Annotated in this window: 23 protein-coding genes; 5 read left to right on the top strand and 18 right to left on the bottom strand. The window is 54.7% G+C overall.

Annotated features, from left to right (window positions below):
* The first annotated feature begins 89 nt into the window (after positions 1 to 89).
* Positions 90 to 1,136 carry an L-asparaginase 2 gene (gene ansB / locus JY391_RS18640; protein ID WP_042290419.1) on the top strand — a complete coding sequence of 349 codons (1,047 nt, stop codon included), beginning with the start codon at positions 90 to 92 and terminating at the stop codon, positions 1,134 to 1,136.
* A gap of 96 nt (positions 1,137 to 1,232) precedes the next feature.
* Here the strand turns inward: ansB and JY391_RS18635 are convergent, their stop codons facing one another.
* From JY391_RS18635 to JY391_RS18600, 8 genes are all read right to left on the bottom strand, one after another.
* Entirely contained in the window at positions 1,233 to 2,534 is a 1,302-nt protein-coding gene (locus JY391_RS18635) for a TRAP transporter large permease (protein ID WP_042290417.1), read from the bottom strand.
* Positions 2,534 to 3,037, bottom strand: coding sequence for a TRAP transporter small permease (locus JY391_RS18630; RefSeq protein WP_211935820.1), 504 nt, complete (start codon positions 3,035 to 3,037; stop codon positions 2,534 to 2,536). Before JY391_RS18630 ends, JY391_RS18635 begins: the two co-directional genes overlap by 1 nt.
* A gap of 47 nt (positions 3,038 to 3,084) precedes the next feature.
* The gene (locus JY391_RS18625; protein ID WP_211934809.1) at positions 3,085 to 4,071 is read right to left on the bottom strand and encodes a TRAP transporter substrate-binding protein; all 987 of its coding nucleotides are present in this window, start codon (positions 4,069 to 4,071) and stop codon (positions 3,085 to 3,087) included.
* Positions 4,072 to 4,377: 306 nt separating this feature from the next.
* Positions 4,378 to 5,514, bottom strand: coding sequence for a radical SAM family heme chaperone HemW (hemW, locus tag JY391_RS18620; protein ID WP_211934808.1), 1,137 nt, complete (start codon positions 5,512 to 5,514; stop codon positions 4,378 to 4,380).
* Positions 5,507 to 6,100, bottom strand: coding sequence for an XTP/dITP diphosphatase (locus tag JY391_RS18615; RefSeq protein ID WP_211934807.1), 594 nt, complete (start codon positions 6,098 to 6,100; stop codon positions 5,507 to 5,509). Before JY391_RS18615 ends, hemW begins: the two co-directional genes overlap by 8 nt.
* Positions 6,101 to 6,107: 7 nt before the next feature.
* The gene (gene yggU / locus JY391_RS18610; RefSeq protein ID WP_042290406.1) at positions 6,108 to 6,398 is read right to left on the bottom strand and encodes a DUF167 family protein YggU; all 291 of its coding nucleotides are present in this window, start codon (positions 6,396 to 6,398) and stop codon (positions 6,108 to 6,110) included.
* On the bottom strand, positions 6,395 to 6,961 hold the full coding sequence (locus JY391_RS18605; RefSeq protein ID WP_042290404.1) for a YggT family protein: 567 nt from the start codon (positions 6,959 to 6,961) through the stop codon (positions 6,395 to 6,397). The genes yggU and JY391_RS18605 overlap by 4 nt, the downstream gene beginning before the upstream one ends.
* Positions 6,962 to 6,979: 18 nt before the next feature.
* Positions 6,980 to 7,684 (bottom strand): YggS family pyridoxal phosphate-dependent enzyme, encoded by a 705-nt coding sequence (locus JY391_RS18600; protein ID WP_042290467.1) that lies wholly within the window; start codon positions 7,682 to 7,684, stop codon positions 6,980 to 6,982.
* Between the two features lie 17 nt (positions 7,685 to 7,701).
* Between JY391_RS18600 and JY391_RS18595 the strand changes: the two genes are divergently transcribed.
* Positions 7,702 to 8,682 carry a type IV pilus twitching motility protein PilT gene (locus JY391_RS18595; RefSeq protein WP_199956972.1) on the top strand — a complete coding sequence of 327 codons (981 nt, stop codon included), beginning with the start codon at positions 7,702 to 7,704 and terminating at the stop codon, positions 8,680 to 8,682.
* A 33-nt stretch (positions 8,683 to 8,715) separates the two neighbouring features.
* Here JY391_RS18595 and ruvX read toward each other — a convergent pair whose 3' ends face one another.
* The 8 genes from ruvX to hprR all read right to left on the bottom strand — a co-directional run bounded on the left by ruvX (position 8,716) and on the right by hprR (position 15,010).
* Positions 8,716 to 9,132 (bottom strand): Holliday junction resolvase RuvX, encoded by a 417-nt coding sequence (ruvX, locus tag JY391_RS18590; protein WP_042290401.1) that lies wholly within the window; start codon positions 9,130 to 9,132, stop codon positions 8,716 to 8,718.
* On the bottom strand, positions 9,132 to 9,695 hold the full coding sequence (locus JY391_RS18585) for a YqgE/AlgH family protein (protein WP_042290400.1): 564 nt from the start codon (positions 9,693 to 9,695) through the stop codon (positions 9,132 to 9,134). Before JY391_RS18585 ends, ruvX begins: the two co-directional genes overlap by 1 nt.
* 175 nt (positions 9,696 to 9,870) lie before the next feature.
* Positions 9,871 to 10,818 (bottom strand): glutathione synthase, encoded by a 948-nt coding sequence (gene gshB / locus JY391_RS18580; RefSeq protein WP_042290397.1) that lies wholly within the window; start codon positions 10,816 to 10,818, stop codon positions 9,871 to 9,873.
* 12 nt (positions 10,819 to 10,830) lie between these two features.
* On the bottom strand, positions 10,831 to 11,562 hold the full coding sequence (gene rsmE, locus JY391_RS18575) for a 16S rRNA (uracil(1498)-N(3))-methyltransferase (protein ID WP_060570792.1): 732 nt from the start codon (positions 11,560 to 11,562) through the stop codon (positions 10,831 to 10,833).
* Positions 11,563 to 11,633: 71 nt separating this feature from the next.
* Complete coding sequence (endA, locus tag JY391_RS18570) at positions 11,634 to 12,341, bottom strand: deoxyribonuclease I (RefSeq protein ID WP_042290392.1); 708 nt, start codon at positions 12,339 to 12,341, stop codon at positions 11,634 to 11,636.
* Between the two features lie 91 nt (positions 12,342 to 12,432).
* Entirely contained in the window at positions 12,433 to 12,933 is a 501-nt protein-coding gene (locus tag JY391_RS18565) for a SprT family zinc-dependent metalloprotease (RefSeq protein WP_211934806.1), read from the bottom strand.
* 51 nt (positions 12,934 to 12,984) lie between these two features.
* The gene (locus JY391_RS18560) at positions 12,985 to 14,340 is read right to left on the bottom strand and encodes a heavy metal sensor histidine kinase (RefSeq protein WP_211934805.1); all 1,356 of its coding nucleotides are present in this window, start codon (positions 14,338 to 14,340) and stop codon (positions 12,985 to 12,987) included.
* Positions 14,330 to 15,010, bottom strand: coding sequence for a response regulator transcription factor HprR (hprR, locus tag JY391_RS18555; protein ID WP_042290384.1), 681 nt, complete (start codon positions 15,008 to 15,010; stop codon positions 14,330 to 14,332). Before hprR ends, JY391_RS18560 begins: the two co-directional genes overlap by 11 nt.
* A 134-nt stretch (positions 15,011 to 15,144) precedes the next feature.
* On the opposite strand from hprR, the gene hiuH reads away from it, so the two are divergent.
* Positions 15,145 to 15,555, top strand: coding sequence for a hydroxyisourate hydrolase (gene hiuH / locus JY391_RS18550; protein ID WP_042290381.1), 411 nt, complete (start codon positions 15,145 to 15,147; stop codon positions 15,553 to 15,555).
* A gap of 50 nt (positions 15,556 to 15,605) precedes the next feature.
* On the opposite strand, the gene galP is transcribed toward hiuH, so the two are convergent.
* Both galP and metK read right to left on the bottom strand, forming a co-directional pair.
* On the bottom strand, positions 15,606 to 17,000 hold the full coding sequence (gene galP, locus JY391_RS18545; protein WP_042290379.1) for a galactose/proton symporter: 1,395 nt from the start codon (positions 16,998 to 17,000) through the stop codon (positions 15,606 to 15,608).
* Between the two features lie 394 nt (positions 17,001 to 17,394).
* Positions 17,395 to 18,549, bottom strand: coding sequence for a methionine adenosyltransferase (metK, locus tag JY391_RS18540; protein WP_042290376.1), 1,155 nt, complete (start codon positions 18,547 to 18,549; stop codon positions 17,395 to 17,397).
* Between the two features lie 415 nt (positions 18,550 to 18,964).
* Here metK and yqgG point away from each other — a divergent pair, with 415 nt between their 5' ends.
* A complete protein-coding gene (yqgG, locus tag JY391_RS23920) occupies positions 18,965 to 19,099 on the top strand; it encodes a small protein YqgG (protein WP_269468262.1) in 135 nt (44 codons plus the stop codon).
* 105 nt (positions 19,100 to 19,204) lie between these two features.
* Positions 19,205 to 19,336, top strand: coding sequence for an acid stress response protein YqgB (yqgB, locus tag JY391_RS18525; protein WP_211935819.1), 132 nt, complete (start codon positions 19,205 to 19,207; stop codon positions 19,334 to 19,336).
* Position 19,337 lies beyond the last annotated feature (1 nt).

Raw genomic sequence — 19,337 nt, 5'->3', positions numbered from 1 at the left:
ATATATTTATCTGGTTAATTGGATGAAATCACATTATTCATCTGTGGCATTGGGATAATGCGGCAAATTCACGTAACTGGAGAAATAACATGGAGTTTTTTAGGAAAACGGCACTTGCCGCACTGGTGATGGGCTTTAGCGGCGCGGCGCTGGCCTTACCGAACGTCACTATTTTAGCGACCGGTGGCACCATTGCTGGCGGCGGTGATTCCGCCACCAAATCTAACTACACAGCGGGCAAAGTCGGTGTGGAAAACCTGGTGAACGCGGTACCTCAGTTGAAGGAGATCGCGAACGTCAAAGGCGAACAGGTGGTGAATATCGGCTCGCAGGATATGAACGACGAGGTCTGGTTAACCCTGGCGAAGAAAATCAATAACGAATGCGACAGCACCGATGGTTTCGTGATCACCCACGGTACCGACACCATGGAAGAAACGGCCTATTTCCTCGATCTTACCGTGAAATGCAACAAGCCGGTGGTGCTGGTGGGGGCGATGCGTCCATCCACGTCGATGAGCGCCGACGGTCCGTTCAACCTTTATAATGCGGTCGTAACGGCGGCAGACAAAGCCTCCGCTAACCGCGGCGTGCTGGTGGTGATGAACGATACTGTGCTTGACGGGCGTGACGTGACCAAGACTAACACCACCGATGTCGCCACCTTTAAGTCCGTTAACTACGGGCCGCTGGGCTACATTCACAACGGTAAAATTGACTATCAGCGCACCCCGGCGCGTAAGCACACGACATCTACCCCATTCGACGTCTCTAAGCTGAGCGAACTGCCGAAAGTAGGCATTGTGTATAACTACGCCAACGCTTCTGACCTGCCGGCTAAAGCGCTGGTGGATGCCGGTTATGAAGGGATTGTGAGCGCGGGCGTGGGTAACGGCAACCTGTATAAAACGGTTTTCGATACCCTGGCGACGGCGGCGCATAAAGGTACGGTAGTGGTGCGTTCTTCTCGCGTTCCGACCGGTTCTACCACTCAGGATGCAGAAATCGACGACGCGAAGTACGGTTTTGTGGCTTCCGGTACGCTGAACCCGCAGAAAGCGCGCGTGCTGCTGCAACTGGCGTTAACCCAGACTAAAGATCCGAAGCAAATCCAGACGATGTTTAATCAGTACTAATAGCGCAGGGCGGCTACGTGTCGTTGTAGCCCAGAGAAGCGTAGCGCCATCAGGCGCTTGCCGGGTGAAGGTCCTGCCTCACCCGGCTTTTCGTGTTTACATTAAACCCAGCAGTTGCGGCACGAACAGCGAAATTTGCGGGATGTAGACGATCATCATCAGCGCGATCAGCAGCGCGGCGTAAAACGGCAGCAGTGGCCGAATCAGCTGCTGAATCTTCACGCCGGAAATGGAACAGCCGACAAACAGCGCGCTTCCCACCGGTGGCGTAAGCAACCCGATACAGAGGTTGGAAACCATCATAATACCGAAATGAACCGGATCCATTCCCAGCTCCTGCGCGATAGGCAGGAAGATGGGCGTGAAGATCAGTACGGCGGGCGTCATATCCATAAAGATACCGACGATCAGCAACACGATATTGATTAACAGCAGAATGATGATCGGATTGTCCGAAATGCCCATCAGCGTGTCGCTGATCATGTACGGAATGTCCGCGTTGGTCATCGCCCATGACATCCCGACCGAGAAGCCAATCAGGAGCAGGACGATCGAGGTCGTCACCACTGACTCCAGAATCAGCTTCGGCAGGTCACGCCATTTCACTTCACGATAAATCAGCACCGACAGGATAAAGGTATACACCACCGCAATGGCAGAGGCTTCCGTCGCGGTAAAAATCCCGCCGAGAATGCCGCCCATAACGATAATCACCAGCAGTAGGCTGGGCAGAGCGTCAATCAATGCCCTGAAGGCCTGAGCGCAGGTTGGGCGTTCTGAAAGCGGATAATGGCGGCGTTTGGCGATGATCGCGCAGACCACCATGATCGCCAGTCCCATCAGAATGCCCGGCAAATAACCCGCCATAAACAGCGAGGCCACCGAAACGCCGCCTGCGGTAAGTGAAAAGACGATCAGCACATTGGAAGGTGGGATCAACAGTCCGGTGATACAGGAGGAGACGTTCACCGCGGTGGAAAACGTGGGATCGTAACCTTGTTTTGTCTGGATCGGGTTAAGCGTACCGCCCACTGCGGCGGCAGCGGCTACCGCTGAACCCGAAATGGAGCCAAACATCATGTTGGCCAGTACGTTGACATGGCCAAGCGATCCCGGCACCCGGCCCACCATCACCTGCGCCAGATTGATCAGGCGGATGGCGATGCCACCGCTGTTCATCAGCGTACCGGCGAAAATAAAGAAGGGAATGGCCAGCAGCGCAAAGTTATCCAGGCCGTTTGCCAGTCGCTGTGAAACAGTGATAACGGCGATATCCCACGGGAACATCAACAGCATCGAGGCGACGGTGGCAATGCCGATGGAAAAGGAAATCGGAACGCCAATAAAGACCAGAATAAAGAAGCAGCCAAAGAGGGTGAGAGCGATATAACTGTCCATCAGACGACTCCCTGCGTACCGTTTTTCAGTTGTTGAAGGCTTTGATAAATAAAGCACAGGGCATAGAACATCATCACCACGCCGCACAGCGGCAGGATAAAGTACACGTAGCCCATCGGGATCTGCATCGCCGCAGACACCTGCGCTGTCGCCAGCGTTTTCTCGATCAGCTTCAGGCCACCGGTAACGATGACGGATCCGGCGAAGCCGAAAATCATCACGTTGATCAGCAGGCTAAGCAGGGCCTGCTTGCGTTTGTCGAGCGACATCGCCAGCAGGTCAATTGACAGGTGGCGCTGTGCGCCGACCGTATAGGCCGCGCCCAACAGGCCAACCCAAATCATTAAAAAGCGCGCCAGTTCATCGGTTAACGTGCTGGGCTGGTTGAGCACATAGCGGCTAAAAACCTGCCAGACCACGCAGATCACCAGCGCAATCATGACGATGACGGAAAATGCGGCAATGAGGCGGTCTACCGCAAGTTTTAGGCGGTTAAATATCATCATTAAAATCCCGGTGTGCCGGGCCAGCGGCTGGCCCGGAAGAGTGGTTATTGCGCGGCGTTTTCAAATTTTTCCAGCAGCGCGGCTTGCCTGGAATCTTTCTTGAAGTCATCAAACAGGGGCTGTACCGCTGCACGGAACGGGGCTTTCTCGACTTTTATGATTTCGCCGCCCATGGCTTTCGCTTGCGCGCGGGTATCGGCGTCGATCTTGTCCCACAGTTTTTGCTGGTGAGCTTCAGAGTTTTTCGCTGCGGTACTCAGGATCTGCTGCTGTTCAGGCGTGAGCTTTTCCCAGGTTTTCGTTGAGATCACCAGAAAATCAGGAATAGAGGCATGCTCGTCCTCAGAAAACACTTTGGCGATTTCAATGTGACGCGTCTGTACCCAGGAAGGCACGTTGTTCTCCGCGCCATCTACCACCCCTTGTTGCATGGCGGTATAAACTTCCCCAAAGGAGATGGGCGTGGGCGAACCGCCCATCAGCTCGATCATTTTAATGGTCGTCGGGCTGGCCTGAACGCGGATTTTTAAACCTTTCAGGTCTTCAGGCCGGGTAATGGGTTTTTTGGCGTAAAAGCTACGCGTACCGGCAACATAGGCGGAAAGGGCAAAGAATCCTTTGTCTTTAGTGGAATCCATAATTTCTTTACCGACTTCGCCAAATACCACTTTATTGAAATGATTCTGATCTTTAAATAAGAAAGGCAAATTATAAATTGCGTAGACGTTATCAAAAGATTCCAGATCGCTGGCGGAACCTTTTGTCATATCCAGCGCGCCATTTTGTAGCAGTTCCATTGTTTCGCGGGCATTGCCCATTTGGCTGCTGGGGTAAATACGCACCGTCATTTTACCGTCAGAAAGTTGTTTCACCTCTTTTGCCAGCTCTTCAAACGCCTGATGGACGACATGGCTACGCTCGAGATTATGCGCCAGTTTTAGCGTCACTTTTTCCGCCGCGCTGGCGCCGGCGCTCAATAGTGCAAGAAGGGAAGCGCATAATAATGAACGAGAAAACGATCTGATCTTCATAAGGTAGGCTCCATGCTCCAGAGGGAAGATAGTGGTTTATATCTGCTGTCAGTAATTTAATTTCTGTATGATAGATTGACATAGTTGTCGTACATCTGTGCGCCATCTTAATCACTAATGCGTCAGCCGAAAGGAGTTTGTATCTGTTTTGTGCGCCATGTTGGATATATTTTTCGCAGTACAGGAATTTTTTATTTCAATAAAAATAATGAAGAAGAATATTATGTGGAAATGCCGCGCTTACCGTTCGGTTTTATCGAATTTATTGGTCGGGGGAATGGGCGCCTTTAAAAAGGCGCGCGCTATTTATTCGGCAAGAAATAGTTCGAGGAGAGAGTTGAGAAACAGTTTACCGTGCTGGGTGATCTGCCAGTATTCTTCGCTTTCGGTCAGATAACCCTGCGCTTTCGCGTCGTCGATTTGCCGGCGAATCGTCGTTTCGCTCAGGCCGGTGTATTCGCTGAATTCGCGACGGGGCGCGGCTTCCAGCAAACGGAAGCGGTTCATAAAGAATTCGAACGGTTTGTCCGCTTGCGCCACATCACGCTGGCTTTCCAGATACCGTCCTTGCATATAGCCGCGCGGATGACGGGTTTTCGTGGTGCGCAAGATCCTGCCGTCCGGGAAGGTGACTTTGCCGTGTGCGCCGCAGCCAATCCCCAGATAGTCGCCAAAGCGCCAGTAGTTCAGGTTGTGCTGGCACTGATAGCCCGGTCTGGCATAGGCAGAGGTTTCATATTGCTGATAACCGGCGGCGGTCAGCAACTGGTGTCCTTGTTCGAAAATATCCCACAGCGCATCGTCATCCGGCAGTACCGGTGGGCGTGAGCCAAACAGCGTGTTCGGTTCAATGGTCAGCTGATACCAGGAAAGATGCGGTGGATTAAGCGCAATCGCCTGTTTCAGATCGCCAAGCGCCTCTTCCAGCGTCTGGTCCGGCAGGCCGTGCATCAGATCAAGGTTAAAACTGCGCAGACCCAGCCCGAAGGCCAGATTCGCCGCACGTAGCGCTTCTTCCGGGCCGTGAATACGCCCAAGCCGTTTCAGCTTCGGCTCACTAAAGCTCTGTACGCCGATGGAGATACGGTTAACGCCAGCGCGTTGATAGTCGACGAAGCGATCGGCCTCTACCGTTCCGGGGTTCGCTTCCATGGTGATTTCCGCATCGGCGGCCAGATTCAGGCGCGCTCGCACGCCATCGAGCAGCGCTTGCATCGCCGGGCCGGAAAGCAAACTCGGCGTACCGCCGCCAATGAAAAGGGTCTTTACTTCACGCCCCTGTGCGTATGCAACGTCCGCATCCAGGTCGCTCAGCAGGTGCTGAACGTAATCGTCGTGCTGCACTTCGCCCTTTAACGCATGCGAATTAAAGTCGCAGTACGGGCATTTCTGTACGCACCACGGAATGTGAATATAAAGACTCAGCGGCGGTAGCTTAACCATTACGCAAGGCTTCCAGTAACAGCTTCAGCGCCTGTCCACGGTGGGAAATCGCGATTTTTTCTTCGCGGGTCAGTTCAGCCGCGGTTTTGCCTTCCGAAGGGACAAAGAAGATGGGGTCGTAGCCAAAGCCGCCGCTACCTGCCGCTTCGCGTGTGATAACGCCCGGCCAACTGCCGTGGCAGACCAGTGGGGTCGGATCGTCCGCGTGGCGCAGATAAACCAGCACACAGTGGAAACGCGCCTGGCGTTTATCGTCCGGAATGTCCTGCATGGTGTGCAACAGCTTTTCCAGATTCTGCTGGTCAGTGGCGTCCTCACCGGCGTAGCGCGCGGAGTAGATCCCCGGCGCGCCGCCCAGCGCGTCAACCGCCAGACCGGAGTCGTCGGCAATCGCCGGTAAACCGGTAACCTGAGCCGCATGGCGCGCTTTCAGGATCGCATTTTCAATGAAAGTCAGGCCGGTCTCTTCGGCGGAATCGACGCCGAGTGCCGTTTGCGCCACGACTTCAAGCCCGAAATCGCTCAGCAGCGATGCAAGCTCACGCACTTTACCGGCATTGCCGGTAGCGAGGACAACTTTTTGCATAGGATACCTAATCTGTTAACGCCGAGACTTCGGGCGGGATCTGTTGCGGATGAAGAATTTTAACCTGTTTATGGCGGCCAAGTTCGCCCTTTTCAATAATGACCTGGCTTTTCGCCACGCGGAACTGCTTGCCGAGAAACTTCACCAGATGGCTGTTCGCCTGGCCGTCTACCGGCGGAGCGGTAATGGCGACTTTCAGTTCGTCGCCGTGTAAACCAACAATGCTGTCACGGCTGGCTTTCGGCTGAATATACAACCGTAAAACCAGACCGTCTTCGCAGCGCGTTACGGCACTCATAACGCCATCCACAGCCCCGGCAGCAGCATGTTTCCGGTGGCCTGTAACAGCTCGCCAATCCCCATGTTGATCACATACAGCAGCAGAACAAGGATCATCGGGGAGAAATCAATACCGCCCATACCGGGCAAAATGCGGCGTATCGGGCGCAGCAGCGGGTCGGCCAACTGCATCAGCACGAATTCGATCGGGCTGCGGCCCTGGCTGACCCAACTCATAATCGCCATCACCAGCAACACCCAGAAAATCAGCAGACCGATAGTCTTCAGCACGATCAGCAGCGCGGCAATCCAGATAATCGGCAGGAAGGTCACCACCTTAAACAGCACGATCGCTTTGATAAAGCTGAGGATAAACGCCACCAGCAAAGAGGCGCTGTCGATAGGGCCCATCGGCGGAATGATGCGGCGCAAGGGGCCAATAATCGGCTGCGTGACTTTCACCACGAACTGGGAGAAAGGGTTGTAAAAATCGCAGCGAGCCCACTGCATCCACACGCGTAACAACAGCACCATGGTGTACAGCTCAATTACCGTTGAGAGCAGGAAGGTCAACGTATTCATCGCGTTCCTCAGTTTTCCTTAATTTTTTGTGTAATCCCGGGCGCCAAAGATGGCGGTGCCGATACGGACCATCGTACTACCGGCGGCGATAGCGGCATCCATATCGTCCGACATGCCCAGTGACAGCGTGTCGACGTCAGGATAGCGCGCTTGCAGCCCGGCAAATGCTACAGCCATTTGGCGTGCGACTTCAAACTGCCTTACATAATCTGACTCTGGCGCCGGAATCGCCATCAGACCACGCAGGCGAAGATGGGGTAATTCAACGACCTCCGCAGCAAGCGCATCCAGGGCCTCCAGCGAAATCCCGGACTTGCTGTTCTCATCACTAATATTGATTTGAATCAGCACGTTAAGTGGAGGAAGTTCAGCCGGACGTTGCTCGCTCAGACGCGCGGCGATGCGCAGACGGTCAATGGTATGGCACCAGTCAAAATGCTCCGCCACCAGACGGCTTTTATTGGACTGTAGCGGGCCGATAAAGTGCCATTGCAGACCTTCAACGCCTTGCGCCTGAAAATGGCGGATTTTCTCCACCCCTTCCTGCACGTAATTTTCGCCAAATGCACGCTGTCCGGCAGCGATGGCTTCTTCGATGGCGCTCGCAGGTTTGGTTTTACTGACTGCAAGCAACGTAACTTCTTCTGAAGCGCGACCGCAACGCGATGCGGCGGCTGAGATTTTGTCCCGGACCTGTGCCAGGTTATGCGCGATATCGTTCATTTTCCGAGGATGCATCTATGAATATGGAAGAAATTGTGGCCCTTAGTGTAAAGCATAATGTCTCGGATCTACACCTAAGCAATGCGTGGCCGGCGCGATGGCGCAAGCGAGGACGGCTTGAGGCGGCGCCATTCCCTATACCGGATATGGACAGCCTGTTGGCGCAATGGCTTGATGCGCGACAGCAGGCGGTGTTTCAGCAGGAAGGGCAGCTTGATTTCGCCGTCACGCTTACGGGTAACCAGCGCTTGCGGGCCAGCGCCTTTCGTCAACAGCGGGGGATATCGCTGGCGCTGCGCTTGTTGCCCTCCCGTTGCGCCACCCTGGAAGCGCTGGCGACGCCTGCGGCACTGCCTGAACTGCTTGCCAGCGAGAACGGTCTGATACTGGTGACCGGAGCGACGGGCAGCGGTAAATCCACCACCCTGGCGGCAATGGTGGACTGGCTCAACCGCCATACCGACGGACATATTCTGACGCTGGAAGATCCCATTGAGTACATTTACGCCAGCCAACGCTGCCTGATTCAACAGCGTGAGATCGGTATGCATTGCTCATCGTTTGCCGCGGGATTACGCGCGGCGCTGCGGGAAGACCCAGACGTTATTCTGCTCGGGGAACTGCGGGACAGCGAGACCATCCGCCTGGCGCTGACGGCGGCGGAAACCGGGCATCTGGTATTGGCGACGCTACATACCCGCGGCGCGGCGCAGGCCGTCGAGCGGCTGGTGGATACCTTTCCGGCGCAGGAAAAAGAGCCGGTGCGCAGCCAACTGGCGGGCAGTCTGCGCGCCGTTCTGTCGCAAAAGCTGGAGCCCGACAAGCAGGAAGGGCGCGTTGCGCTGTTTGAATTGCTGATCAACACCCCAGCGACGGGAAATTTAATTCGTGAGGGCAAAACGCACCAACTACCCCATGTCATTCAGACCGGACAGCAGGCTGGAATGATGACCTTTGCCCAGAGTTGGCAGCAGCGTCAGGCGCAGGGGCGAGTGTAGCCAGCTAAGCGGCGTGTCGACGCGGAGGGCGCCTCAATAACCCTGCTCGAAATAGCTTTCGAGAATGATGACTGCAGAAGCGGAGTCAATCTTACCTTTGTTGAGCGCGCGATAGCCGCCTTGCTCAAACAGGCCAGACCGTGCTTCAACGGTGCTCAGGCGTTCGTCATGCAGCGTTACCGTCACGCCAAATCGACCATGGATGCGGTTAGCAAATTTGCGCGCGCGGGCAGTGAGCGGTTGCTCGGTGCCGTCCATGTTTAGCGGCAAGCCAACGATGATTTCATCCGGCTGCCACTCTTTGAGCAGGCGTTCGACGAGTAGCCAGTCCGGCGTGCCATCCTGCGCTTTAATGGCCGGAAGCGGGCGGGCGGTGCCGGTGACGCGTTGACCAATCGCCACGCCGATACTTTTGGTGCCAAAATCAAAGGCCAGTAACGTTCCGCTCATCAGGCATGCCCCGCCACGCCGGGCATGGTCTGAATGTCGATGCCAATCAGTCTGGCAGCGTCGCGCCAGCGGTCGGCTATCGGCGTTTTGAACAGAATATTGAGATCGGCGGGTGCGGTCAGCCAGGCGTTATCCAGCAACTCTTGCTCCAGTTGGCCTTTATCCCACGACGCGTAGCCCAGCGCGACCAGCACTTCAGAGGGTTGTTCGCGGGTGCCTAAGGTTTCTAGTACGTCACGGGAGGTGGTAATGACCGTGTTATCGGAAATGCGAATGCTTGAAGAAAAACGCGACGGAGGGGTGTGCAGGATAAACCCGCGATCTTCCGCCAGCGGGCCGCCGAGCATCACCGCTTTATCCAGGCGAATAGCCGGATCGCGCGGTTCCGGGGTGATTTTCAGCTTTTCCAGAATTCCTTCAATCTGCAAGTTTTCCAGCGGTTTGTTAACAATAATCCCCATTGCGCCATCTTCATTATGTTCGCAAATATAGACCACAGAGCGGCGGAAAATCGGATCCTGGAGAGCAGGCATGGCAATAAGAAAGTGATGCTGTAAATTCATTGTCAGAGGTTCTGTGTCCTGGTTTAAAAAATCAACAGGGGTCAGTATGTGTGGAAAGCGTTAAATTGTCACTCTTAGAAACGCGTTGCCGGATGGGGCTTCGCTTTATCTGGCGAACAGGGACGCAAAATGTCAGCCGGACACGACGCATGGGCGTCGCGTCCGGCGTCAGATTTTACCTGGCAAGGCGCGCTTCGATGGCGTCCATCAGCATGCCGGTAATGGAGACGGGGAACTCCGCTTCAATCTCGCGAATACAGGTCGGGCTGGTGACGTTAATCTCGGTCAGGCGATCGCCAATGATGTCCAGACCGACAAAAATCAGCCCTTTAGCTTTCAGCGTTGGCCCAATGCGGCGCGCGATTTCCCAGTCGCTGTCGGTTAATGGACGCGGTTCGCCACGACCGCCCGCGGCGAGGTTGCCACGGGTTTCGCCGCCCTGCGGGATACGCGCCAGGCAGTACGGCACCGGCTCGCCATCCACCACCAGCACGCGCTTATCGCCATCGACAATCGCCGGCAGATAGTTCTGCGCCATGCAGTAACGGGTGCCATGTTCGGTCAGGGTCTCGGCAATCACTCCGAGGTTCGGATCTCCCTCTTTCACCCGGAAAATGGACGCGCCGCCCATACCGTCAAGCGGCTTAAGAATAATGTCGCTGTGTTTTTGCCAGAAGGCTTTCAACTGTGCTTTGTTGCGGGTGACCAGCGTTTCCGGCGTCAGGTCAGAGAACCAGGCGGTGAACAGTTTTTCATTACAGTCGCGCAGACTCTGCGGTTTGTTCACGATCAGCGTACCTTTCTCTTCGGCGCGCTCCAGAATGTAGGTGGCGTAAATAAATTCGGTATCAAACGGCGGATCTTTACGCATCAGAATCACGTCGAGATCCGCCAGCGCCAGATCCTGCTCGCCGGTAAAGTCATACCATTTGTCGTAGTTCTGCTCGACGCTCAGCGTGCGCGTATGCGCGCGGGCTTCACCATTGATCAAATAAAGATCGGCCATCTCCATATAATGAAGTTCGTAACCACGACGTTGCGCTTCCAGCAGCATAGCGAAGCTGGAGTCTTTCTTGATGTTGATGCTTGCGATGGGGTCCATCACGATGCCGAGCTTGATCATTATTCTTCTCCGTTAGCCCAGATCGCCAAAACGCACCTGCAGCGCGGTGATGGCGGTGAGCGCAGTTGTCTCAGTACGCAGAACGCGAGGTCCTAACAGAATATCAGTAAACTGGTAGCGTGCGGTCATGGCGATTTCATCTGCCGACAGCCCGCCTTCCGGGCCAATCAGCAGACGAACGCGTTCAACCGGCAACGGCAGCGTATTAATACTGTTGCTGGCGCGGGGATGAAGGTTCAGTTTTAACCCTTCTTCCTGTTCCGCGCACCAGGCTTCCAGGTCCATCGCCGGGCGGATTTCCGGCACCCGGTTGCGGCCACACTGTTCGCAGGCGGCGATGGCGATTTTCTGCCACTGCTGCAGCTTCTTGTTCAGACGTTCATTATCCAGTTTAACGCCGCAGCGCTCAGAAAAAAGTGGCGTAATGAGGCTTACACCAAGCTCGATCGATTTCTGGATGGTGAATTCCATTTTTTCACCGCGAGACATCACCTGTCCAAGGTGAATATGTAACGGCGATTCGCGATCGTCTGTTTCACCGCGCAGAACCTTTACCTCCACGCTCTTTTTACTGGCATGGGTAATTTCGGCGTCAAAAACCTGATTGCTGCCGTCAAACAGCTGCAGCGCCTGACCCGGCCCCATCCGCAGTACGCGCCCGATATGATTCGCGGCATCTTCGCACAATGAAAACTGCGTGTTAGCGGTAATGGGTTCAGGGTGATAAATGCGGGGAATACGCATGGTTAACAGTCCGCGTCTTGCCCCACGCCCGTTGGCGCGGGGAGGTTTAATATGAATCCCGCTAGTGTAGGTTAGCTCTTTTGCGCCTGGCAAGCGCGTTGCACATACGGGTTGTGGTTGCCTTGCACCTTCGCGATACGTTCGTCGCGCTCGCACTCCCAGTCGCTGACCGGGTACATCTTATTCCACGCGTTGAAAAGTTGGGTTTGCTGGCGGGAAAGGGTCAGATCGTACTGGTCGCGCATGTAAAAGTACGTTCGGGCGATGGCGCCGCGAGCGCGGGCGGGCGGCTCGGCGGCCTTCGCTTTAAAGTCGACCTTCATTGCACACTGCCCGTATTGACCGTCGCCGCCGTTCCATTGGCTGTACATAAAGTTGCCGCGATCGCCGTTGACCTCGCCAACGGCGGGCTGCAGGTTATGCATGTCGCTTTCCATTTTGCGATAGACCGGGTCTTTGGCGCAGTTTTTACGCCCACCGTCCTGCCAGCACTGACGCTGGTGGCCAAACTGCCATGCAGGAACCACGTGTTCCCATTCAATTCGGCTGGCGCGGTTTTCATTTTTACGCACTTTATAGCCGCAGGATGCGAGATCAACGACCCCTTTTTTCCCCTGCCAGTTGATTTTACATCCGCAGTAGAAGTCGCCAGGTACGTCGGCGTAGATCTTGACGCCAGCGGCTTTGGCTTGTGAAAAGCTGTTGATTCCGGCAGCAAGGGCCGGGCCTGAAAATACCGTTGCCAGCAGCGCAGCGGTAACACTCAAATGACGGTACATCACACACTCCGTGTCAAAACGAGCCCGCAACGTAGCGAAAGATGATTTGGGATGCAATCAGTCAGATCAGGAAAGTTCCTGATAGTTCTGATTATTTCAGTGGCATTAAAGGTTCGCCGCAGTGAACGCAGCGGTAGGTTGCCTCACCGCGTACCACGCGATTATGGCGGCGGACGGTCAATTGATGTTCCTGACACTGACAGCGATAAGGATAGGTATTGCGGCGCACTGACTGGAGCGCAAACTCATGGGTGCGCCGTGCAGGCACGCCAAGTACGCTTTCCATCATCCATTTCCACTCTTTACCGTGCGGCGCCACGCGGCCAAAGTGCTTCCAGACCAGCAAATGCGCCAGCTCGTGGGGAACCACTTCGCTGATAAATGCGTCAGTGTTCTCCATCAGCAAGACCGGGTTCAGGCGAATTTCGTAGCTTTCCAGCCAGGCGGTGCCGGCGGAGGTGCCACGCTGCTGATAAACCAGCTTAGGTTCAGGATAGCTGCGCGCCAGTTTCAGGTTTGCCCTGGCGAGATTTTCCCGCAGGCTGCGCATAACGGCCTGCTGGACGGCGATGGGGAGACGGGCTGTTTTCATAACGGCAGAGAATAATGGCTAAAAAAGGCGACTGCAACCAGCGCTTACCTGTCAGGCAGGAAAGTGCAGGGCGAAAATATGTTTTCCGTCGCGAAAGCGGTAGCTCACTGTGGCGGAATGCAGAGTCATAATGGCTTTAACCAGCGATAATCCCAGCCCATAACCCGCAGACTGACGGGCATTGTCTCCTCGCCAGAAGCGATGAAACAGCTTATCGGCGTTCAGGGCGGCGGTGCCTGGATTACGGATCTCGATAACCGTTTGGTCAGGTTTGCCACTGGCCTCAATCTCCACGGTCGCCTGCGCCGGCGAATAGCGGATCGCATTACTGAGCAGGTTCATTAATACCCTTTGCAGCAACGTCCGGTCCGCCTGAATCGTTGCATCGCCTGATACGAAAAAGCGGATGTTCTTTTCTTCGGCTTCGTACTCAAGAAACTCGACAAGGTTGTTGATGACCACGGAGTAAGCCACCGCTTCTTTGGCGAGCAAAATAGTATGATGCTCCGCCCTGGCGAGGAAAAGGATGTTTTCCGTTAGACGCGACAGTCCCTCAAGCTCCTCAATATTGCTCGCCAGCGTGTGTTGATATTGTTCTGCCGTGCGTGCTTTGCTTAACGCCACCTGGTTATGGCCCAACAGAATATTGACCGGGGTACGCAGCTCGTGCGCCAGATCGTCAGCAAACTGATTCAGGCGCGTAAAGTCATCACAGAGCTTCTGGCGCATTAAGTTCAGCGCGCTGCCTAACGGCTTCAACTCGACGGGGAGCGCATTTTCGTCCAGCGGCTGGCTCAGCCCGCGACTGTCGATATTAGCCGTCTGCTGACTGAGCGATGTTATCGCTTTTAGTCCTCGCCTAACCAGAAAGGGGGTGAGTGCTGAGCACACCAGGATGGCGAGAATGCCGATCGCCAGGCTGTTATTCCGGTACTGCTCAAGCATGTCCTGGCGTTCCGATGCCAGTCTGGCGACGGTAATGGTGACAGGGCGGGCGTCGCTACTCGCGATGATGCGCACCGCTGAAAGTTGCGTACCGGCAATATCCCTTTTGGCGAGGGACGCCAGCGTCGGTTTTTGCTGCGCCGGAAGGGCATCCAGAACCGCTGGATTGACCCCGGTATGATTAACGGCAATATTTTTCGACGTGGGGGAGTGGATGAGCAGAATATCCTGGCGGGTGTCCATCATCCGGTTGAAATAAAGGGGAAGATTTTCCGCTTTCGCGCCGTCAACAAGCAGTTGTCGGATTTGCTCCGCGCGGTTAATCAGAGTGATGTCATCACGCCAGGTCAGCTCTTTACTCAGCGCGCGATACAGCGTCCAGCTGACGCCAGCGCAGGCGAGAGTCAGCACCAGCACAAATAACATCGTCAGGCGCAGCGTCATGGAGAGTTCACGCTTCATTGTTTTCTCCGGCGCACAGGCGGTAACCCATCCCTCTGACAGTGCCGATCAGCTTCACCTCAAACGGATCGTCGATTTTTGCCCGCAGGCGGCGGATGGCGACGTCTACCGTGTTGGTCTCACTGTCGAAATTGATTCCCCATACCTCGCTGGCGATGACCGCTCTGGGGATGATTTCTCCGGCTCTGGACGCCAGCAGCCAGAGCAGCAGAAACTCTTTCCGGGTTAAGACAATGGCCTTTCCTTCGCGGGAAACGCTTTGCCTGACGGAGTCCATTTCCAGCCCGCTGATTTTTATTCGGGTCTGGCCGCGACTGTGATTTCTCAACAGCGCGCGCACCCGCGCCAGCAGTTCGGCGAAAGAAAAAGGCTTCACCAGATAATCATTGGCGCCGGACTCCAGCCCTTTTACCCGGTCCTCAATGGCGTCGCGAGCGGTCAGACAAATGACCGGCGTTTGCTGTGCGGTTCTGATCGCTTTCAACACCTGCCAGCCGTCCAGTTCTGGCAGCATGATATCCAGAACGATCAGGCTATAAGGTTCATGCAGCGCGAGACGGAGTCCCATTTTGCCATCGCTGGCCTGGTCGACGACATAGCCTGCTTCCGTCAGCCCCTGGCTTACCCAGTCGCGGGTTTTCTGGTTATCTTCAATCAGCAAAATCTTCATGGAATTCACTATGTCACACGCGGCGGGTCACGGCTAAAAATAACACCAAAGATGACGAAAATGTAATGCGAATGTCAGGTTAGCAGCGGGCGGTTCATCTACATTTGTCACACTCACCCCATACGGAGCGACACATGAAAAAAACTATTTTGACCGTAGCGTTACTCAGCGCAATGTCTGTACCCGCCATGGCGATGGCGGCAGCCACTAACCTGCTGAGCGTACATATTCTCGATCAACAAACCGGCAAGCCTGCGGCGAATGTTGAGGTTATCCTTGAGCAAAAACGTCAGGACGGCTGGCAGCAGTTAAACAGCGGCCGCACCGATCGGGACGGCAGAATTAAGGCGCTATGGCCTGAACAGGCGGCAAAACCTGGGGATTATCGCGTAACGTTTAAAACCAAACCGTACTTCGACAGCAAACAGCAGGCGAGTTTTTTCCCTGAAGTTCCCGTTGAATTTCATATCAGCAATACCAGCGAACACTACCACGTTCCCTTACTGCTGAGTCAATACGGTTACTCAACCTATCGGGGAAGCTAAGGGTTAAGAGAAACGGGCGTCCTCTCAGACGAGAGGACGCGAAGGGAAGATTAGTCGTGCGCGCCGATTTCGCGCAGCTTGCGGCCTTTCATCAGGTTACGCTCGATGTGTTCCAGCGACACATGTTTGGTTTCCGGCACCAGCCACAGCGTGAGCAGAATGAACAGCACGTTCAGCGCGGCGTACACCCAGAAGGTGTTAGCGCTGCCCAGGTTGTTGAGCATGGTCAGGAATGTTGCCCCGACGATCATGTTGGCGATCCAGTTGGTGGCGGTAGAGCAGGTGATACCGAAATCGCGACCTTTCAGCGGCTGAATTTCAGAACACAGGACCCAGATCAGCGGACCGGCGCTCATGGCAAACCCGATGATAAACATCAACAGCATGGCGATGGCGAAGTACTGGGCTGCCGGCGAGTGGATGCCAACGTGCATCATCGTCCCCATAATTCCCATACCTGCCGCCATGACCAGGAAGCCCAGCGTCAACGTCGGCTTACGGCCCCAGCGGTCAACCAGGCCGATAGCGATAAAGGTGGCCAGTACGTTAGTCAGACCGACAATAACGGTACCCCACATCTGTTCGGTTGTGTTCGTGTAACCCGCCAGTTCGAAGATTTTCGGCGCGTAATACATGATGACGTTCATCCCGGTGAACTGCTGCATCACCTGTAACAGCACGCCGAGGAATACCGCGCGGCGGAAGTTGCTGTTCTCTTTAAACAGCGCCCAGCCGCTTTGTTTTACCTGCAAACTTTCACGGATTTCGTCCAGCTCGCGCTTCGCTTCGGCGCTGGTGTCACGCAGGCGCAGCAGCACCCGTTCCGCGTCGTGGAAGCGGCGTTTCGCGGCAAACCAGCGCGGGCTGTCGGGGAGGAAGAAAACGCCGATCAGCAGCAGGATAGCCGGAATGATGATAATGCCCAGCATCCAGCGCCATGCGCCGCTGTAGCTAAAGGCGGTATCTGAAAGATAGGCGCCGAGAATACCAATGGTGATCATCAACTGATACATGGAAATCATACTGCCGCGAATTTTCTCCGGCGCAATCTCAGACAGATACAGCGGGGCGGTGTAAGAGGCGACGCCGACGGCCAGCCCCAGCAGCACGCGGGAAAGAATCAGCACCTCGACGTTAGGCGCAGCGGCGGAAAACAGCGAACCGGCAACAAACAGGATCGCGCCAATCATCAGGCTTTTCTTACGCCCGAGCTTGAAGGAGAGCCAGCCGCTGCCGACGGCGCCCACTGCCGCACCGAACATCATGGAGCTGACAACCCACTCCTGGGTGTGGGCGGAAATCTGGAACTCGTCAGTAATAAACGGTAACGCGCCGGCAATAACGCCGATATCCAGGCCAAAAAGTAATCCTGCCAGGGCTGCAAGGAAGCAGACAAAAAATGTCATCGCCTTATTTGAACGCCCCTGTTTTTTATTGTCAGGCATGATGCCCTCCGATTGGGTTATCAGTTTTGATGATGGTAAGGGTAGGTCAGTGCACCGTAAAAATATGTGATTGTTATCACGTTGGTGTAATCGGTTACACTATCATTTATCCCATTAATGTTTTAACTTTCTGAAATTAAAACCTTTTACTAACCTTAGTACGGGAGCGTTTGTCTGAATTTAAGACAAAGCTGAAAAACAATGTAACAACTCTGCGAGCGGGATCATGGCGAAGGGAAATGGCGGTCAGAGGGGGAGAAAAGCGAATGTAACCGCTTTCATGAATACGTTATGAGGTCGTGTAAAGTGTAGATGACGCAGGGAGGTTTTGCCGGAAGGGCAACGCGTATCCGGCCTGCGTTGTAGGATGCGGGCCGGATACGCAGAGAAGGGATTATTTCAGACCGGCAGCGTCGCGCAGTACCTGCGCTTTGTCGGTTTTTTCCCACGGGAAGTGTTCGCGGCCAAAGTGACCATACGCAGCGGTTTCTTTGTAGATCGGGTGCAGCAGATCCAGCATCTGAATCAGGCCGTAAGGGCGAAGATCAAAGAATTCACGCACCAGCAGGGTTAACTGTTCAGTCGGCACTTTTTCCGTACCGAAGGTTTCCACCATGATGGAAGTCGGTTCAGCCACCCCGATGGCATAAGACACCTGGATTTCACAACGGTCAGCCAGACCCGCTGCAACGATGTTTTTCGCCACGTAACGCGCCGCGTAGGCTGCGGAACGGTCCACTTTTGATGGATCTTTACCGGAGAATGCGCCGCCGCCGTGACGCGCCATACCGCCGTAGGTATCGACGATGATTTTACGGCCAGTCAGACCACAGTCGCCCATCGGGCCGCCGATAACGAAACGACCGGTCGGGTTGATGAAGAATTTGGTGGCGGAAGACAGCCATTCGGTTGGCAGAATCGGCTTGATGATCTCTTCCATCACCGCTTCCTGCAGCGTTTTCTGCTCGATATCTTCAGCATGCTGGGTGGACAGCACGACCGCGTCGATGCCGACAATTTTACCGTCATCGTACTGGAAGGTGACCTGGCTTTTCGCATCCGGACGCAGCCACGGCAGGGTGCCGTTTTTACGGACTTCAGCCTGACGTTGTACCAGACGGTGCGCGTAGGTGACCGGCGCAGGCATCAGCACGTCGGTTTCGTTGGTGGCATAGCCGAACATCAGACCCTGGTCGCCCGCGCCTTGCTCCAGCGGATCGGCACGGTCTACACCCTGGTTGATGTCTGGCGACTGTTTGCCAATGGCGCTCAGAACCGCACAAGAGTTGGCGTCAAAGCCCATGTCGGAATGCACATAGCCAATTTCGCGCACGGTGTTACGGGTGATCTCTTCGATATCGACCCATGCGCTGGTGGTGATTTCACCACCCACTAAAACCATACCGGTTTTGACGTAGGTTTCACAGGCGACGCGCGCTTTCGGATCCTGTTCCAGGATCGCATCCAGCACGGCATCAGAGATTTGGTCAGCGATTTTGTCAGGATGCCCTTCTGATACGGACTCGGACGTAAAAAGGTGTTTAGCCATTTTTTGTTTCACCTAAGGAGAATTTGGTTAGCTCAAACTGCTGTGCGGAAAAGCCAGGGTAGAAGATTCCACCAGGGCTTGCAGGTTAGTGACACTGGCAGTCTGAGTGTTAATCAGTATGGATGGATTAACATCTGGACGGCTATTTTAGGTTACTTCTTCATCCGATTTCCAGTTTTTTTTGAATCATCTCTCACTGCGTTGTAAACGTGTGTGGAAATTTTTACAAACACTGATGGCAATCTGCGCATTTATGTTTTGCTTTTTAAATCGCTTATCGGTATAAATCGCGGCGCGCGGCTCACACAAAAAAGCGCTCGATGGATTCATCGTGTCGCCACTTCCAGCCGGGTTAAAACGAATGCTTTGGCTTTTGGCTTGTCCTGCGGGGCGGCCGTGGAGGTGATACGAAATAATGAACCGTTGTTTACTGCTGAATCTGACGCACCGTTCTGGTGTGCGCATGTCCCCCGCATTCTGCATCTCTGTTTTGCATACCTGCCGATGTTATACCCATCTCGGCGCTTCTCAGGACTCCAGGGCCGGTTGATCGCTTTGTGATTTCTGAACAAGGGCACTCCTGAATCTCAGGAGGTTTCTCGTGGTTTCGCCGAACCTTGTCATACTTAAGTTCGGTTACGTGTTTTACAATGATATGAATAAGAAACCGGTCGCACGGCCTCGCTTTCAGTACGATGTGCTGAAACTTAGCGCCGTTTATGGGTTGTTATCGCAGTGTTACGCTGCGATAGTAGTCAACTGTTTTACACTTAATACAAAGAGTTGAG

The sequence above is a fragment of the Citrobacter sedlakii genome (assembly GCF_018128425.1).
In the GTDB taxonomy this organism is placed as follows: domain Bacteria; phylum Pseudomonadota; class Gammaproteobacteria; order Enterobacterales; family Enterobacteriaceae; genus Citrobacter_A; species Citrobacter_A sedlakii.
This window is presented reverse-complemented; position numbering and strand designations above follow the sequence as displayed.

Coding starts and splice junctions, on each gene's coding strand:
- ansB (WP_042290419.1), top strand. CDS start 90: ATGGAGTTTTTTAGGAAAACGGCACTTGCCGCACTGGTGATGGGCTTT.
- JY391_RS18635 (WP_042290417.1), bottom strand. CDS start 2,534: ATGGACAGTTATATCGCTCTCACCCTCTTTGGCTGCTTCTTTATTCTG.
- JY391_RS18630 (WP_211935820.1), bottom strand. CDS start 3,037: ATGATATTTAACCGCCTAAAACTTGCGGTAGACCGCCTCATTGCCGCA.
- JY391_RS18625 (WP_211934809.1), bottom strand. CDS start 4,071: ATGAAGATCAGATCGTTTTCTCGTTCATTATTATGCGCTTCCCTTCTT.
- hemW (WP_211934808.1), bottom strand. CDS start 5,514: ATGGTTAAGCTACCGCCGCTGAGTCTTTATATTCACATTCCGTGGTGC.
- JY391_RS18615 (WP_211934807.1), bottom strand. CDS start 6,100: ATGCAAAAAGTTGTCCTCGCTACCGGCAATGCCGGTAAAGTGCGTGAG.
- yggU (WP_042290406.1), bottom strand. CDS start 6,398: ATGAGTGCCGTAACGCGCTGCGAAGACGGTCTGGTTTTACGGTTGTAT.
- JY391_RS18605 (WP_042290404.1), bottom strand. CDS start 6,961: ATGAATACGTTGACCTTCCTGCTCTCAACGGTAATTGAGCTGTACACC.
- JY391_RS18600 (WP_042290467.1), bottom strand. CDS start 7,684: ATGAACGATATCGCGCATAACCTGGCACAGGTCCGGGACAAAATCTCA.
- JY391_RS18595 (WP_199956972.1), top strand. CDS start 7,702: ATGAATATGGAAGAAATTGTGGCCCTTAGTGTAAAGCATAATGTCTCG.
- ruvX (WP_042290401.1), bottom strand. CDS start 9,132: ATGAGCGGAACGTTACTGGCCTTTGATTTTGGCACCAAAAGTATCGGC.
- JY391_RS18585 (WP_042290400.1), bottom strand. CDS start 9,695: ATGAATTTACAGCATCACTTTCTTATTGCCATGCCTGCTCTCCAGGAT.
- gshB (WP_042290397.1), bottom strand. CDS start 10,818: ATGATCAAGCTCGGCATCGTGATGGACCCCATCGCAAGCATCAACATC.
- rsmE (WP_060570792.1), bottom strand. CDS start 11,562: ATGCGTATTCCCCGCATTTATCACCCTGAACCCATTACCGCTAACACG.
- endA (WP_042290392.1), bottom strand. CDS start 12,341: ATGTACCGTCATTTGAGTGTTACCGCTGCGCTGCTGGCAACGGTATTT.
- JY391_RS18565 (WP_211934806.1), bottom strand. CDS start 12,933: ATGAAAACAGCCCGTCTCCCCATCGCCGTCCAGCAGGCCGTTATGCGC.
- JY391_RS18560 (WP_211934805.1), bottom strand. CDS start 14,340: ATGAAGCGTGAACTCTCCATGACGCTGCGCCTGACGATGTTATTTGTG.
- hprR (WP_042290384.1), bottom strand. CDS start 15,010: ATGAAGATTTTGCTGATTGAAGATAACCAGAAAACCCGCGACTGGGTA.
- hiuH (WP_042290381.1), top strand. CDS start 15,145: ATGAAAAAAACTATTTTGACCGTAGCGTTACTCAGCGCAATGTCTGTA.
- galP (WP_042290379.1), bottom strand. CDS start 17,000: ATGCCTGACAATAAAAAACAGGGGCGTTCAAATAAGGCGATGACATTT.
- metK (WP_042290376.1), bottom strand. CDS start 18,549: ATGGCTAAACACCTTTTTACGTCCGAGTCCGTATCAGAAGGGCATCCT.
- yqgG (WP_269468262.1), top strand. CDS start 18,965: ATGAACCGTTGTTTACTGCTGAATCTGACGCACCGTTCTGGTGTGCGC.
- yqgB (WP_211935819.1), top strand. CDS start 19,205: ATGAATAAGAAACCGGTCGCACGGCCTCGCTTTCAGTACGATGTGCTG.